This window comes from Marinobacter sp. DS40M6 (assembly GCF_028581595.1).
Classification (GTDB): domain Bacteria; phylum Pseudomonadota; class Gammaproteobacteria; order Pseudomonadales; family Oleiphilaceae; genus Marinobacter; species Marinobacter salarius.
Map to the genome: position 1 here is coordinate 161304 of NZ_JAFCAE010000002.1, position 14451 is coordinate 175754.

The window sequence follows — 14451 nt, forward strand, 5'->3', positions numbered from 1 at the left end:
ATCAATGCACAGTGAATTGAAACGCTTCTTTCGTGCGGAACTTCAGGCTGCCCACGAGGCAGAAAAACGGGGCGATATCCAGTCTGCCTTCACCCATCTTGAACGCGCCCATATCCTCAGCCAGAAATACGCTCTGGCGCACGCCGCAACTCATATACGGATGCTCAAACTGGGTTGGCGGACGAGAGATGCTCGCGAAGTCGTTGGGCAGTTTACTCGAGCGATCGCTGCCTTACTCTTCTCCCGCATCTGGGTTCCGGCTGGGAACACAGGGCGCGCAAACGTCAGCGCATTCGCGCCCATGCCGTTACCTGAGGATTTAGCACGCGTACTAAAGGAAACCCACGAACGGTAGGTTTTCTCCCCAAGCAAGAGAAAAACCGACCGCAAATATTTGACCCTGTAGCTACTACAGGGCTCATAACTGTGTACAAATCCTTGTTGATAGAGGCAGACATGCACGACCACAGTCACGACCATAGCCATCATTTCGACACTCATAACCGCTCATTTGCGATTGCGGTCATACTCAATACGCTGTTTGTCGTCATCGAAGCGGTGTATGGGATTATTTCCGGCTCTCTGGCGCTGCTGGCCGACGCTGGCCACAACCTCAGCGATGTGATGGGTCTGATTCTGGCCTGGGTGGCGAGTTGGCTCGCCAGTAAAGCCGCAACATACGGCAAAACCTATGGTCTGAAGAAAACCACCATCCTGGCGGCACTTTTCAACGCCTTGATTCTGATCGCCGCTGTTGGTGGCATCACCTGGGAAGCTATTCAGCGCCTGACGGAGCCTGCTGATGTCGCTGGCTTGACGGTGGTGATCGTGGCTGGCATTGGTGTGCTGATCAACGGCGCCACCATGATGCTTTTCCTCAAAGGGCAAAAAGGCGACATCAATATCCGCGGCGCCTTTCTACATATGGCCGCAGATACTGCAGTGTCAGTGGGCGTGGTAATCTCCGGTACGGTACTGATGTTCACCAACCTGGCCTGGATTGACCCCATCGTCAGCCTCATTATTGCCGTTGTGATCTTTATGGGCACCTGGCAGTTGCTGAAAGATTCCGTAAAACTGGCCGTCGATGCTGTTCCCAAGGGCATTGATCCTTCGGCCGTCCACGAACGCCTGGAGAATTTACCTGGTGTTCAATCGGCCCATCACCTTCACATCTGGGCACTGAGTACCACTGAAAATGCACTAACCGTTCACTTGGTGAAACCGGACCCCGAGAGTGACGACCGGATCATCAGCGAGGCCGCTGACATGCTGAACGAGCACTTTGGCATCCAGCATACAACCATCCAATGGGAGCGCGGTGATGATCAATGCCCGAACACTGCCCATTGCGGGGCGCAGACTCACTGACAAGGAATGTGAGCGTGAGGTTAAGACTAACAACAACCTTTCCAGCGCCGGCTGATCATGTCTGGGCGTTAGTCAGAAAAAGCAGTACCCTGCTGTTTGTTTGCAGGGGGCTTCTGGGCTTTAGAAGAGCCGAGGATTTTCCGCAACAATGGCGAAATGGCGACACAGAGGTTGCACGCTTACTGTTCTTTGGCTGCATTCCTGCGTGGAAGCATTCACTGACGTTTGAAAGGATCGACGACGACGCGCGAATTCTTTCCACCAGAGAAGGCGGAGGGCTGGTCCCCGTCTGGGACCACATCATTCGAGTTACACCTAACGGAAATCAGGCCTGCACCTATCTGGACGAGGTAGAAATCAAAGCGGGCGTTCTCACGTTCGTGATGTGGTTATACGCTCAGACTTTCTATCGGTATCGCCAGCTTCGTTGGCGAACCTTACTGCGAAAAGTTCCCCAAAATGCAACATCGAATTGATTATTGAATCACCAAGACAGAAGAAACCCATGCGAGACAAAGTTAAACGACATCAGGCCTTGGCGGCGGCCGTCGTGACGATTATCGTGCAGTCCCTAGTGTAACTTATTGAAATGATGCTTTATCTAAGGTAGGTCCCCAATCGGCTACTACCGAATACCGGAAAACCTGACACTCGTTAAACCCATCTAAAATAGGAAGATCTTACGTGCGTACCCGAACCCTGGTCACAAGCCTCGTTCTTTTTTGTCTGGTTGTCTTCGCTGGTGCTTTTGTTATTTACGATCGCTCTCAGGGCACTAATGAGCCCGCTGTTGTTGAAAAAACGCCACTGGTGAGGGATTACTCTCCCGTTATTGGCCCTGAGGACGCGCCGGTAACCATTGTCGAGTTCTTCGACCCATCCTGCGAAGGCTGTCGCGCCATGTACCCTTATGTGAAACAGATTATGGCGGCATACCCGGACAAAGTGCGCCTGGTATTGCGCTACGTGCTATTTCACAAAGGCTCGGAAGAGGCCGTCAGAATTCTGGAAACCGCCCGCGAACAGGGGATCTACGAGCCGGTGCTTGACGCTGTCATGGAAGCCCAGCCCCAGTGGAATGACGATCCCGATGTCACCGCAGCATGGGATGCGGCGGAGTCAGCCGGGCTGGATGTAGAAGCCGCTCGGGCCAGTATGACCTCGCCTGAAATAAACGGCATTATTCAACAGGATGCTGCGGACGTTAAAGCGGTTAAAATTTCCGGAACTCCAACATTCTACGTCAACGGAGACTCCTTGAGCCGGCTGGGGCCTCAAGAACTGTACGACCTGGTGACATCCAAGGTAGAGTCACTGGAATAACAACAAAACCGGCAACGCTATGTCACTGCTTGACTACCTTCTACCCTACGATTTCTCGCCGCTGACCGTGCTGAGCTACATGCTCGTGATGGGGTTCTATGGCATCGGTCTGCTTCGGATGCCGGATCAGGATCGGCCTGGCGCGCTGCGGATTTTTGCTTTCACCCTGGGGGTGCTGATCTGTTATGCGGTGATGCAGACCCGCTTCGATTACTACGCGCAATACATGTTCTTCGTCCATCGGGGCCAGCATCTGATCCTTCATCACATCGGGCCTATCCTGATCGCGCTTTCCAATCCCTTGCCGGTCATGCGGTTCTGGTTTGAAAAAATCAGCCCGGGCTGGAAGCGCACGCTCCGGCCTTTGGGTTGGGTTTATCAGGTCCTGCAACAACCCTTCATCGCCCTATTCCTGTTTGTCGGGCTCATTTATTTCTGGCTGTGGCCATCAATCCATTTCGACGCCATGCTCAGCCGGGACCTGTACTGGGTCATGAACTGGAGCATGTTACTGGATGGCCTGCTGTTCTGGTGGTTGATCTTCGACCCGCGACCGCCTGCGATCACCTCATCGCTGGGGTATGGCAGACGCATGTTGGTTCTGGCTGCCGCAGGTGTGCTTCAGATGTTTCTTGGAGCGTGGATCGTGTTCTCACGTGACATGGTCTACGACGTTTACGAAGTCTGTGGCAGGGCCTGGCCGCTGGACCCGGAAGTCGACCAGCTTCTGGGCGGCATGCTGACCTATATCCCTCCGGCCATGATGAGCATCCTTGGCATTCTTCTGATGCTCCGGCGAGCCATGCATCAGGACGGAAAATATACCAATCAATCCAAACAACTTGAGGAAACAGCGTCATGAGAACTCGCTTCTGGCGACAGCGCAACAAAATCATATCGGCGACCTTAACGCTGATAGCATCCCTATTGCTGACTGGTTGCCTTGGCAATGACGCGGAAGACTGGAACGGTAAAAACATCAGTGGCTTGATGCCTGAGCTGGAATTCGACCTGATCAATAGCCGGGGCGAGTCGGTATCTGGCGATGATTACAGTGGCCGCGTGAGAATGCTGTTTTTCGGGTTCACCTCGTGCCCCGATGTTTGCCCGACCGCCCTGCAAAAACTCAATCAGGCAACCAGTGGCCTGGACCCCGAGCTTCAGGATGAAGTACTCACTTTGTTCGTGAGTGTCGATCCGAAACGTGACACGCCTGAGCGTCTCGCAAAATACGTGGATTTCTTCGGCGACAATATTGTAGGACTCACTGGAAAAGAACCCCAGCTTCGTGAACTGGCAAAACGATATAGAACAACCTTCGGTTATGACGAACCTGCCGCTGATGGAAATTATGCGGTGTCACACAGCAGCGCGATTTATGTATTTGATCGCGAAGGTAACCCCCGCCTCTTAATGCGGCCCGATCTGAGTAGAGAAGAAATTCGGCATGACCTCGTTGCTCTTATTCAGGAGGATTCCTGAATCGAGTTGGAGTTGATCTTAGGGCACATTTCCATCAGCTTGACGCCTAAAGGCGACGAAGTCATTTAACCCGGCCACCGCGGATGCAGTTCATCAATCACATACCGGTGGGAATGCTCCGCTCCCGATTCCGTTCTGTGCGGGTGGTCGCGTGGCAGGTCATGATGGCTATGGGCAATCACCAATGGATCATCGGCGGGCCACAGTCGGCTGGCTGCAATCAGGAAGACAAGCCCCAGAACCGCCAACACAATCAGCGTTGGCTGAATGCCGGCAGATGAGCCAAGCCATCCCGCCAGCGGATAGGCGACCAGCCAGCCGGCGTGAGACAGCGAAAACTGGGCGGCAAACAGTGCTGGGCGGTCTTCGCCATGAGAAGACTGGGTGAGCAAACGACCTATGGGTGTCTGAACCGCTGAGAATCCGACACCAAGCAGCGCCCAGACTGGCATCAGCTTGTAGAGGCTGTCGGCAAACCACGCCGCGCCCAAACCGCCGAGCAACACCCAAGCCCCTGCCAGCATCACCGGACGGTCCTTCCAGCGTTTGAGCAGCGCGGGCAACGCCAGTGCCGCCAGCATGGAACCCGCGCCGAATGCCGCAAAAGCCATAGCCGTGTGCTGATCGGTCAGGCCAAAACCACCTTGCACGATCACTACGGTGTTCACGATCACCATGGAGCCGGCCATGCTGACCACCACATTCAGCGCGATCAGCCCCCGAAGGCGCGGTGTGGCCATAAAAATACGAAACCCACGGCGGGCACGCTCGTGAATACTCCGGCGCTTCTCCGGTGCAGAGCCAGAAGGCAGAGCCACCGATACGACGAGCAACGCGGATGCGATGAAGCCAACCACCGTGCCGGAAAACAGCCCTTGCCAACTGGTGACCAACAACAGCATGCCGGCCAGAGCCGGGCTGATCAGGTTTTCAAGATCGTAGGCCAGACGGGAAAGGGACAGCGCCCGCGTATAGTCGTCCTCGTTGGGTAAGGTGTCCGGGATGGTGGACTGGAACGTCGGCGTAAAGGCCGCAGATGCAGATTGCAGCACGGCGATCAGTACATACACCTCCCAGACTTCCGTCACAAAAGGCAAGGCAAGTGCAACGGCAGCCCGCACCAGATCCAGCGATACCAGCATCAACCGTCGGGGCACACTCTCGGCAAGCGCCGAGGCCAGCGGTGCAATCAGCACATAGGCAACCATTTTGATGGCCATCGCCGTGCCAAGTACCTGCCCCGCTTTATCTCCAGCCAGATCGAACGCCAATAGACTCAAGGCCACGGTTGCCAGCCCTGTGCCGAGCAAGGCGACCACCTGGGCCAAAAACAGATGACGATAGGTTTGGTGTTTCAGGATTCCAATCACGGGTCACCCACCGCTTACAAAAACCGCATTCAGAACCAGTGTCAGTCGCTGGTACATGTAAAGATTGAACCGCTACGGTGTGACTGAATCCGGGAATTGGTTACTGACAGGATCACAGATACCGGGCAATGGCCTTAAATTCGTCCACTCGGCGTTGCTGATCCGGTGCCAGAGGTCCGATGGCATCATCGAGGCAGTGCTCTATATGATCCTGAACCAACACTCGCTTGGCCTGTTGAATGGCCTTTTCCACGGCGTGAAGCTGTTGGGCCAGTTCCAGGCAGGGTTTTCCCTGATCAATCATACCAATCACGCTTTCAAGATGGCCGTTAGCCCTCTTCAGGCGTTTGATAATATTCGGGTGAGATTGATGCGTGTGATTATTTACCATGTTTAATTCCTATCCCCCATGGGGGGATGTTATCCTCTATCTCCCTTGAAATCCAACCACAGATTCGACGCATTAGATTGATGATTTCGGCCATCCACCAGAGAAAACTGCTTCCGACGCTCGTCATGCTGTTTGCATTGGCGGGTCTGTCACTGTCGGTGATTGGCGAGTCATTCTCTCACGGTGTGGCTGAGCTGGCTGGCGATTGGGAATCACTGCATGACGGCCACCCAGGCAATGGACACACCCACGATTTTGACGAAGAGCCAGAGGCGGCGTCACTTCATCATGATGCTGGCAATCATACCCACGAGACCGTAGATCAGCTCAGGGTTCCGTTTGTTTCCCAAAGCCTGACCGTTCTCCGGCAGCCCGTGCCCTTTGCCGGAGGTTCTCCCCGCAGTTTGCGCTATCGGCTTGAACGCCCTCCAAAAGCTCTCCTTTCCGCTTGATTCTTGCCGCTTGCGCGGCCCGAAAAAACACATTCGATTGGAGTCTTTATGTTGTCAAACTTGCCTGGCCGATGCCGTGGTGTGTCCTCAATGGGCACAGGCAATCGTCTACTCTGGATATTTCTGACTTTGGGCTTGCTGGGCCTGAGTACCGATGTACTCGCCCATGCCGTCGCCCAGGGCGACAAGGGGTACATCCAGGAAATTACCGGGATAAACCTTATTTCGTTCATCTATCTGGGGGCCAAACACATGGTCACCGGCTATGACCACCTGCTGTTCCTGCTGGGTGTCATTTTCTTCCTCTACCAGATGAAGCACATCGCGATCTACGTGAGCCTGTTTGCCCTGGGGCATTCCACCACAATGCTGCTGGGGGTGTACTTCAACGTGGGCATCAACAGCTACATCATTGATGCGATTATCGGTCTGTCCATCGTCTACAAGGCACTGGACAACATCGGTGCCTATCAGCGGTGGTTTGGCTTCCAGCCCAACACCAAGGCCGCCACGTTGATTTTCGGGTTCTTCCATGGCTTTGGTCTGTCCACCAAGATCATCGAATACGACATCTCACAGGACGGCCTGATTCCGAACCTCCTTGCCTTCAATGTGGGCGTGGAAATCGGACAGTTAATCGCCCTGGCCATGATCCTGATTGCCATCAGCTTCTGGCGAAAAACCGACGGCTTTTTCCGCCATGCCTACACCGCCAACGTGGCCATGATGAGTGCAGGTTTTCTGCTCTTTGGCTATCAGCTCACCGGTTACTTTGTCGCCTGATTCTGGAGATTTTTTATGTACAACACCGATATACCCAACCGTGAAGAACTGCCCAGCACTGCCAAACTGGTTCGATCCACCATCATTGCCGCTATTGTGGCGCTGTTTCTGCTGGTAACCGTGGTCATGCCCGCTGAATACGCCCTGGACCCAACCGGCGCAGGTCGCCTTTTGGGCCTGACTGAAATGGGCGAGATCAAGGAGCAGCTTGCTGAAGAAGCAGCTGCTGACGAGGCTGCCCAGATGGTTGCTGTGCAGCCTTCAGCGGAACAAAAAGCAGCAGAAACTACCAAACCTGTTCAGGAAACAGCATCGGCTCCCGAGCCTGAGCTCGCGCCTGCCGAGAAAGAGCCTGCATCAGAACCGACACCTGCAGAGTCGCAGTGGCAGGATGAAGTGCGCGTGGTTCTCACGCCGGGAGAAGGCACTGAGTTCAAACTCACCATGGAAGAAGGTGCGACAGCCCGATTTTCCTGGGTTTCTGAAGGCGGCCCAATCAATTTCGACACTCACGGTGACGGCGGTGGCCAATCCATCTCTTACAAAAAAGGCCGGGGCGTTCCGGAAGATGAAGGCGAACTTGTGGCTGCATTCACCGGCAACCATGGCTGGTTTTTCCGAAACAGGAACGACAACAACATCACCCTCGTGCTGAGAACGAGTGGAGATTATGGCGAGTTGCGAAAAGCGTTATAAATCCGGGTGATCTTACCAAGGGAGGGCCGGTCTCGCGGCCGCCCCTCCTGCCAACTATTCAGGGTATTAAGAAGTGCACTGCAGTAAGTCGCGATGGCCCGCTTTATGCTTACACCTCCCCTAGACACCAAAACCGTCAACATTTTCTCATTGGCCATGGGAGGGAACCAACGCCATGTCGCTACTCACATCGCTGATCAAAGCCAGCACCCAGTTCCAGCAGGCCATGGAAAAGAAACAGCCGGCGGCGCCAGGCAATGCGCCGGCAAAGCCCGCTGCTCCGGAGGCACCGGGCTCCGCAACCGATGACCGGTTCACCCTGTCGGAACGGGCGAGCTTCGATACCGGCCGCCCCAAGTCCACCCGATTGCAGATGGCGGAATACAAACAAACCGTCGGGCAGGACCTTGCCTATATGCGAGAAACGCTGCGGCATAAACTTGCCGAATACAAACTCAACCCGGCAACCAGTGTGGAAGTTTCGAAGAACGACGAAGGCAAGATCAGCGTTGGTGGTGGCATCCCAGAGGAAAGCCGTAGCCGTATCGAACAGGACCTGAACAACAGCAAGCCGTTCGGGGAGGCATTCAGCCGGCTCAGCGCCAGCGAGCCCACCCTGCATTTTGTGGACAACGCGCTCAAACTGAACAAGGCATACGGCGTGAACAATTCACTGCTGGACACCCTGGTCAGCGATAACCAACAATTCAACGGCCTGCAGGACCTGGCGCACCGCTACGACAGCCTGCGCAGAACCATTAATACCGATCAGGCGACCAACTACGCAGACCGCAAAAATTTCGCCCTGAGCCTCAACACCCGGGCCTGATTCCGCTAAATCCGGAAGGGCTCTGGGTCCCCTTTACCGACGCGAGTCACCTCCGGTGCATCCCCAGTCATGTTCACCACGGTGGTCGCCTCCAGGCCGCAAAAACCACCATCGATGATCAGATCCAGCTCGTGTTCCAGAGTTTCCCGGATGTCATAAGGGTCGGTCATCGGGTCCTCGTCACCCGGCAATATCAGAGTACTGCTCATGATGGGTTCGCCCAGTTCCGCCAGCAGCGCCTGCACAATCGCGTTGTCTGGCACCCGCATGCCAATGGTTTTACGCTTGGGGTGTAACAGACGGCGTGGTACTTCACTGGTGGCGTCCAGAATGAATGTGTAAGCCCCCGGCGTGAAGTTCTTGAGCAGCCGATACTGGGTGTTGTCGACCTTCGCGAACACACCGATATCCGACAAGTCCCGGCACATCAGGGTGAAGTTGTGCTTGTCATCCAGGCGGCGAATGCGCTTTATCCGGTCCGCTGCCTGCTTGTCACCGAGGTGGCAGCCAATGGCGTAGGCGGAATCCGTCGGATATACAATAACGCCTCCCTTGCGGAGAATATCCACGGCCTGGTTGATCAGTCGTTTCTGGGGCGTTTCCGGGTGAATCTGGAAGAACTGGCTCACTGGCCACCTCCGGATGCAAAGGCCGGATCGTTCTTGGAGCCGCCCATGCAATTGGGAGAATCAGGCGCAGCCTGGCCGGAACTCTCCCACTCCTGTGGTGAATACACATGCAGCGCCAGGGCGTGGACGCCACCGGCCATTTCGTCCGCCAGTATTTTGTAGATGGCTTGGTGCCGCTTGACCTTACCCTGCCCCTCGAACTCTGAAGACACCAGAGTCACCTTGAAATGGGTTTCAGAGTTCGGCGGCACGTTATGTTTGTGGCTCTCGTTTTCAACCATGAGGTGTTGGCTGTCGAAAGCGCTTGTCAGCTTTTGCTCAATGGCTTGTTGTGTGGACATAAACAGGCCTGCTCCTGATTGAATGTGTTATGGAACAGTCTACTACACCAAACGCTGTGTTACCTTGACAGGATACAGACAAAGCGCCATCTTCCATCCCCACCCGAAAACTGCTTCCGACTTATGCGCCTGTACATTGCTGAAAAACCAAGCCTGGGCCGGGCAATTGCTGCTGCCCTCCCCGCTCCCCATCAGAAGGGGAACGGATGGATTCGTTGCGGCGAAGGAAGCAACGCCAGCACCGTTAGCTGGTGTATCGGCCATCTATTGGAACCGGCGGAACCCGGCCAGTACGACCCGCGCTGGAAAAAATGGCGACAGGAAGATTTACCCCTGTTTCCCGGGCGTTGGGAGGTGATGCCTAAAGACAGCGTACGCCAGCAGCTCAAGGTATTGGAGTCTCTGGTCCGCAGGGCGGAGACCATTGTCCATGCCGGCGATCCGGACCGGGAAGGCCAACTGCTGGTGGACGAAGTCATCCGCTACACCGGTGCCACCTGTCCGGTGCAGAGAATCCTGATCAACGACCTGACTCCGGCGGCCGTGGCAAAGGCCATCCAGGCTCCCAAGGACAATCGTGAGTTTCGCCGCCTGTCCCATTCCGCCCTCGCCCGCCAGCGGGCGGACTGGCTCTACGGCATTAATCTTACTCGTTTCTATACCCTGTCCTACCAGCAGCAGGGCCAGCAGGGCGTATATTCCGTCGGCCGTGTACAAACCCCGGTGCTGGGATTGGTGGTGGAGCGGGACAACACCATTGAGAACTTCCAGCCGAAACCTTTTTTCCGCGTTCAGGCGACGTGCCACGCGATAGATGAGGAATCGGACCAGCAATCGTTTACGGCACGCTGGCAGCCCTCGGAAGCCTACCGGGAATACCTGGACGAAGAAGACCGTTTGTTGGACAGCGATGTCGCCAGACAGATCGCCGAGGCCGTAGAAGGACGGCCCGGCAAAGTTACGGAATCCCGTTTCCGCGACAGGAACGAAACGCCGCCTCTCCCATTCTCACTCTCAGCCTTGCAGATCGAGGCGGGGCGACTGTTCCGCATGGGCGCGAAAGACGTGCTGGACACCGCACAAAACCTGTACGAACGCCACCAGTTGATTACCTATCCCCGTTCGGACTGCCGTTATCTGCCGGAAGGTCATTTTGACCAGCGTCAGAGTGTGGTGCAGGCCATTGGCAATGTCGCCGGCGAACTGGCGACAGCCTGCGAGGCAACGGACCTCAACCGCCGCACCGAAGCCTGGAACGACAAGAAGGTGGATGCCCACCACGCTATCATCCCGACGGCCAGAAAGGCGCCCAATGGACGTCTGAGCGAAGCTGAGAGAAACATTTACGAACTGATCAGCCGGTATTACCTGATGCAGTTCAGCGCCGACGCCATTCACCGGGATGGCAAATTAACTGTCGGGATTGGCGAACACGCGTTCAGGGCAACGGAAACCGCGGTTCTTCAGCCGGGCTGGAAAACCCTGGAGATTCGCCAGCGGGAAAGCCGACAGGAGGCCGCCAAAGCGCCCCTCCCTCGCCTGGAGAAAGGTGACCCCATACTCTGTGACTCGATGGACATCGCCGAGCGCAAAACCCAGCCACCCCAATATTTCACCGACGCGACGCTGCTGTCAGCGATGACCAATATCGCTCGCTTTGTCAGCGATCCAGAACTTCGGAAAACCCTGCGTGAGACCGATGGGCTGGGCACTGAGGCCACGCGGGCGGCGATCATTGATACCCTGTTCCGGCGCGACTATCTATACCGGGACAAGCGCCACATCCGGTCAACGCCGAAGGGAAAAGCGTTGATTGATTCATTGCCGGAATCCGTCAGCAAGCCGGATATGACGGCCATCTGGGAAGCCACCCTGGAAAGTATTCGCCGCGGCGAGGGCAATCCCAAGCAGTTTATTGCAGACCTGAAAGAACAGATACGCGGGTTCATCAATACCCCAGAGCAGGAAGCCAAGACTGCCCCACCAAGCGAGGGGCAGCCGCACTGCCCCAAGTGCCGCGCTCCCATGCGCCAGCGCGAGGGCAAGTTTGGTGCCTTCCATGCCTGCACCCGCTTTCCTGACTGCAAAGGCACACGGCCCATTGAGGACCAGTCTCCGGCGGATGGCACGGGAGAGAAACCCATTCCCTGCCCGCACTGTTTTTCGCCCCTGGTGCGCAGACAAGGCAAAAAAGGCTGGTTCTGGGGCTGCAGTAATTTCCCCGGCTGCCGACAAACACTGGATGACGACAACGGAAAGCCTGCGATCCGTTTACGCAACACTACATAACGACACTGAAGCGAAATTGCGGATTTGTAATAATATGAAGCTGAATTCAATACCCATTCCCCGCCGTCGGCCGGGAAGCCTGAATATGACAAATTTGATGTCGGGAGACGTTTGATGCGAATTGCCCTGCTTGAGGACGAACATGAACAGGCTCAGCACATTCAGTCTGTGTTGTCCGAGCGCGGGCACCACTGCGACAGTTTTCCGTCAGGCCAGGCATTCCTGAGCGCGGTCCTTCACCGCAGCTATGATCTGCTGGTGATGGATTGGCAAATACCCGACATGACCGGGATTGAGGTTCTGGAAAGCGTACGTGCGCAGTTGAACTGGCAGATTCCGGTGGTGTTTCTCACCCAGCGCGACAGCGAGACGGACATCGTACGTGCGCTGGATGCTGGTGCTGACGACTACCTCGCCAAACCCGCTCGCGAGGCAGAACTGGTGGCGCGCATCAATGCATTGGCACGTCGCACCAGCCCCGATACCGAAAAAGAATCGTTGCAGTACGGCCCTTTCGAGATCAATACCCAGCTTCGGACCATTGCGCTTCACGGCAACGTGCTGACGCTGACCGACAAGGATTTTGACCTGACCCTGTTCCTGTTCCAGAACCAGGGCCGCCTACTGACCCGCGAGATGCTGCTTGAGCGAGTATGGGGACTGGCGAAAGACATCAATACCCGTACCGTGGACACGCACATGAGCCGGCTTCGCCGCAGACTGGGCCTTAATCCCGAAAACGGCTTCCGCATCAAGACCATTTACCAGCGCGGCTATCGTCTTGAGGCCATGAAAGCCTCTGGCCCGGATGAGAACGTACCGGTCATGGAACAAGCCTGACATGAGTCAATGCGTCACCCTGCGAACACTCATCGGTTTGCTGCTCCTAATCAGCTCCCTGGCGGCGTTGCCAGTACAGGCGGAACTTTCGGTCACCCGGGGTTCCCAGGCGGCCACTGCTACCCCTGAATCCAATGCGACGCCGGAGTGGATCTATACGGTACGACCCGGTGAACATTTTGCGGAGATCGCTGACGCATTGTTGTCCAAGGGTATTCCCGCCATTCGCCTGCTACAGCATAACGGCATCGATAACCCCGCCAAGGTGGGCAGTGGAGACAACCTGAGAATTCCCCTTGCCTGGCTTCAGCGCCAACCCAACCCTGCGCGGGTCAACTCGGTGACCGGGTCGGTGCAACTGATTTCCGGTAGTGACGGCACCAAACGCCCCCTGACCAGCGATTCCCTGATTCGGGTGGGTGATGAAATCCGGTCACAGGCTGGCACGGCAACCATCGAACTTGCTGACGGCTCTGTAGTGCGGATATCACCGCATTCCCGCCTCGCCTTCAATCGCCTGACGCAGTATGGGAAGTCCGGCATGGTGGACACCCGCCTGCGCCTCAATCAGGGCGAAATTGAAACCCAGGTGAAACCCGTGATCGAGGGCGGTTCACGTTTTGAGATCGAAACTCCCTCCGCGGTGGCGGCAGTCAGGGGCACCATGTTTACCCTCAGGACTGCGCCCGGCATGACCGATCTACGGGTTACCGAGGGCGAGGTATCGTTTGGCCCGCCGGGGCAAACACGCCGGATTCCAGCTGGTTATAGCGCCAGCGTTTCAACCGCAGGTGTGGGCAGAATGAGCATCCGCCGCCTGCCCCCAGCTCCGGAGATTAACCCCCTGCCGCAGCAGTTGAAGCAACTTCCTGCACAGTTGAGCTGGACGCCCAACGGAGCCAACAGCCATCGCGTGGATATCTTTGATGCCGAGTCCGGCCGCTGGATTAACAGCAGCGAAGTCAGCGACAATGATTTCGATATTAACCTGCTGGACAATGGCCGCTACGAGATTCACCTTGCCGCCATCGACAATCGTGGCATGGCAGGCATGCCCGGCGTCATGTCTTTCGAAGTCGACCTACAGGCCCGGACTGCCGCACTGGAACAACCGGAACCAGGCGCGACCGTTAACGACGACATGCCCGAGTTCCGATGGCAGTTGCGCGGCGAAAACGAAGTCGCCCGGGTGGAAATTGCGGAGGACAAAGACTTTGGAAACACGATTGCCACCAGCGAGTGGGCGCCGGATGAAAGCGCGCTGCCTTCTCGACCACTGACACCGGGACAATACTACTGGCGGGTGGTCACCGAGGCCGGCGGCAATTCTGTGGCCACGAGTGAGGCACGCTCGCTGGTCGTGAACGGGACCTTGCCACCGGTTCGCATCATCAGTGTCAACTACGTCGATAGCCAGGTAAGGGTATTCTGGCAGAAGGTGGATACTGCAACCGATTATCGCCTGCAGCTGTCTGAAGAACCGGGATTTAACAACATCATCAAAGAGGCTACGCTGTCGGATACCACTGCGGCCTTGCGCCTCATTCCCGGAAGACGGTATTTTGTTCGCCTGAAAGCCCTCTCTGACGGTCCGCTCGAAAGCCGGTGGGGACCAGGGAGGGAATTGTTTCTGGAATAACCCACAATTTCCTGAT

General features: G+C 56.2%; 17 protein-coding genes. 13 read left to right on the forward strand and 4 right to left on the reverse strand.

Translation table 11 applies throughout. The features are described from left to right. The first annotated feature begins 4 nt into the window (after positions 1 to 4). The 6 genes from JJO78_RS04730 (at position 5) to JJO78_RS04755 (ending at position 4176) form a co-directional block, all read left to right on the forward strand. A complete protein-coding gene (locus tag JJO78_RS04730; RefSeq protein ID WP_228210855.1) occupies positions 5 to 355 on the forward strand; it encodes a DUF3703 domain-containing protein in 351 nt (116 codons plus the stop codon). A gap of 101 nt (positions 356 to 456) precedes the next feature. After that, on the forward strand, positions 457 to 1371 hold the full coding sequence (locus tag JJO78_RS04735; RefSeq protein ID WP_085681243.1) for a cation diffusion facilitator family transporter: 915 nt from the start codon (positions 457 to 459) through the stop codon (positions 1369 to 1371). 14 nt (positions 1372 to 1385) lie between these two features. Next, positions 1386 to 1847, forward strand: coding sequence for a hypothetical protein (locus tag JJO78_RS04740; protein ID WP_151981748.1), 462 nt, complete (start codon positions 1386 to 1388; stop codon positions 1845 to 1847). A gap of 208 nt (positions 1848 to 2055) precedes the next feature. Further along, the gene (locus JJO78_RS04745; protein ID WP_273622988.1) at positions 2056 to 2694 is read left to right on the forward strand and encodes a DsbA family protein; all 639 of its coding nucleotides are present in this window, start codon (positions 2056 to 2058) and stop codon (positions 2692 to 2694) included. Positions 2695 to 2713: 19 nt separating this feature from the next. Next, positions 2714 to 3556 carry a cytochrome c oxidase assembly protein gene (locus tag JJO78_RS04750; RefSeq protein WP_151981752.1) on the forward strand — a complete coding sequence of 281 codons (843 nt, stop codon included), beginning with the start codon at positions 2714 to 2716 and terminating at the stop codon, positions 3554 to 3556. Continuing rightward, positions 3553 to 4176 carry an SCO family protein gene (locus JJO78_RS04755; RefSeq protein ID WP_273622989.1) on the forward strand — a complete coding sequence of 208 codons (624 nt, stop codon included), beginning with the start codon at positions 3553 to 3555 and terminating at the stop codon, positions 4174 to 4176. The genes JJO78_RS04750 and JJO78_RS04755 overlap by 4 nt, the downstream gene beginning before the upstream one ends. Before the next feature lie 65 nt (positions 4177 to 4241). On the opposite strand, the gene JJO78_RS04760 is transcribed toward JJO78_RS04755, so the two are convergent. Both JJO78_RS04760 and JJO78_RS04765 read right to left on the reverse strand, forming a co-directional pair. Then, positions 4242 to 5546, reverse strand: coding sequence for an MFS transporter (locus tag JJO78_RS04760; RefSeq protein WP_273622990.1), 1305 nt, complete (start codon positions 5544 to 5546; stop codon positions 4242 to 4244). A gap of 112 nt (positions 5547 to 5658) precedes the next feature. Beyond that, positions 5659 to 5937 (reverse strand): metal-sensing transcriptional repressor, encoded by a 279-nt coding sequence (locus tag JJO78_RS04765; protein WP_126810364.1) that lies wholly within the window; start codon positions 5935 to 5937, stop codon positions 5659 to 5661. A gap of 80 nt (positions 5938 to 6017) precedes the next feature. Here JJO78_RS04765 and JJO78_RS04770 point away from each other — a divergent pair, with 80 nt between their 5' ends. The 4 genes from JJO78_RS04770 (at position 6018) to JJO78_RS04785 (ending at position 8697) form a co-directional block, all read left to right on the forward strand. Continuing rightward, on the forward strand, positions 6018 to 6389 hold the full coding sequence (locus JJO78_RS04770) for a hypothetical protein (RefSeq protein ID WP_126810365.1): 372 nt from the start codon (positions 6018 to 6020) through the stop codon (positions 6387 to 6389). A 48-nt stretch (positions 6390 to 6437) separates the two neighbouring features. After that, positions 6438 to 7172, forward strand: a complete 735-nt coding sequence (locus JJO78_RS04775) for a HupE/UreJ family protein (protein WP_206512133.1) — start codon at positions 6438 to 6440, stop codon at positions 7170 to 7172. A gap of 15 nt (positions 7173 to 7187) precedes the next feature. Beyond that, positions 7188 to 7868 (forward strand): hypothetical protein, encoded by a 681-nt coding sequence (locus JJO78_RS04780; protein WP_273622992.1) that lies wholly within the window; start codon positions 7188 to 7190, stop codon positions 7866 to 7868. Positions 7869 to 8043: 175 nt separating this feature from the next. Then, the gene (locus tag JJO78_RS04785; RefSeq protein ID WP_273622993.1) at positions 8044 to 8697 is read left to right on the forward strand and encodes a hypothetical protein; all 654 of its coding nucleotides are present in this window, start codon (positions 8044 to 8046) and stop codon (positions 8695 to 8697) included. Between the two features lie 5 nt (positions 8698 to 8702). On the opposite strand, the gene JJO78_RS04790 is transcribed toward JJO78_RS04785, so the two are convergent. Next, the gene (locus JJO78_RS04790; protein ID WP_007151771.1) at positions 8703 to 9326 is read right to left on the reverse strand and encodes an L-threonylcarbamoyladenylate synthase; all 624 of its coding nucleotides are present in this window, start codon (positions 9324 to 9326) and stop codon (positions 8703 to 8705) included. Next, the gene (locus JJO78_RS04795) at positions 9323 to 9667 is read right to left on the reverse strand and encodes a BolA family protein (RefSeq protein WP_075194523.1); all 345 of its coding nucleotides are present in this window, start codon (positions 9665 to 9667) and stop codon (positions 9323 to 9325) included. The genes JJO78_RS04790 and JJO78_RS04795 overlap by 4 nt, the downstream gene beginning before the upstream one ends. A 123-nt stretch (positions 9668 to 9790) precedes the next feature. On the opposite strand from JJO78_RS04795, the gene JJO78_RS04800 reads away from it, so the two are divergent. From JJO78_RS04800 to JJO78_RS04810, 3 genes are all read left to right on the forward strand, one after another. Then, entirely contained in the window at positions 9791 to 11956 is a 2166-nt protein-coding gene (locus JJO78_RS04800; protein ID WP_273622996.1) for a DNA topoisomerase III, read from the forward strand. A gap of 114 nt (positions 11957 to 12070) precedes the next feature. After that, positions 12071 to 12796: a response regulator transcription factor gene (locus tag JJO78_RS04805; protein ID WP_075194521.1), complete on the forward strand. Its 726-nt coding sequence runs from the start codon at positions 12071 to 12073 to the stop codon at positions 12794 to 12796. 1 nt (position 12797) lies between these two features. Continuing rightward, positions 12798 to 14435 carry a FecR family protein gene (locus JJO78_RS04810; RefSeq protein ID WP_273622998.1) on the forward strand — a complete coding sequence of 546 codons (1638 nt, stop codon included), beginning with the start codon at positions 12798 to 12800 and terminating at the stop codon, positions 14433 to 14435. Positions 14436 to 14451 lie beyond the last annotated feature (16 nt).

Excerpts from the sequence above, each read along its gene's own strand:
- JJO78_RS04730 (WP_228210855.1), top strand. The coding sequence starts at position 5 with ATGCACAGTGAATTGAAACGCTTCTTTCGTGCGGAACTTCAGGCTGCC.
- JJO78_RS04770 (WP_126810365.1), top strand. The coding sequence starts at position 6,018 with ATGATTTCGGCCATCCACCAGAGAAAACTGCTTCCGACGCTCGTCATG.
- JJO78_RS04800 (WP_273622996.1), top strand. The coding sequence starts at position 9,791 with ATGCGCCTGTACATTGCTGAAAAACCAAGCCTGGGCCGGGCAATTGCT.
- JJO78_RS04735 (WP_085681243.1), top strand. The coding sequence starts at position 457 with ATGCACGACCACAGTCACGACCATAGCCATCATTTCGACACTCATAAC.
- JJO78_RS04775 (WP_206512133.1), top strand. The coding sequence starts at position 6,438 with ATGTTGTCAAACTTGCCTGGCCGATGCCGTGGTGTGTCCTCAATGGGC.
- JJO78_RS04780 (WP_273622992.1), top strand. The coding sequence starts at position 7,188 with ATGTACAACACCGATATACCCAACCGTGAAGAACTGCCCAGCACTGCC.
- JJO78_RS04785 (WP_273622993.1), top strand. The coding sequence starts at position 8,044 with ATGTCGCTACTCACATCGCTGATCAAAGCCAGCACCCAGTTCCAGCAG.
- JJO78_RS04795 (WP_075194523.1), bottom strand. The coding sequence starts at position 9,667 with ATGTCCACACAACAAGCCATTGAGCAAAAGCTGACAAGCGCTTTCGAC.
- JJO78_RS04810 (WP_273622998.1), top strand. The coding sequence starts at position 12,798 with ATGAGTCAATGCGTCACCCTGCGAACACTCATCGGTTTGCTGCTCCTA.
- JJO78_RS04765 (WP_126810364.1), bottom strand. The coding sequence starts at position 5,937 with ATGGTAAATAATCACACGCATCAATCTCACCCGAATATTATCAAACGC.
- JJO78_RS04750 (WP_151981752.1), top strand. The coding sequence starts at position 2,714 with ATGTCACTGCTTGACTACCTTCTACCCTACGATTTCTCGCCGCTGACC.
- JJO78_RS04805 (WP_075194521.1), top strand. The coding sequence starts at position 12,071 with ATGCGAATTGCCCTGCTTGAGGACGAACATGAACAGGCTCAGCACATT.
- JJO78_RS04755 (WP_273622989.1), top strand. The coding sequence starts at position 3,553 with ATGAGAACTCGCTTCTGGCGACAGCGCAACAAAATCATATCGGCGACC.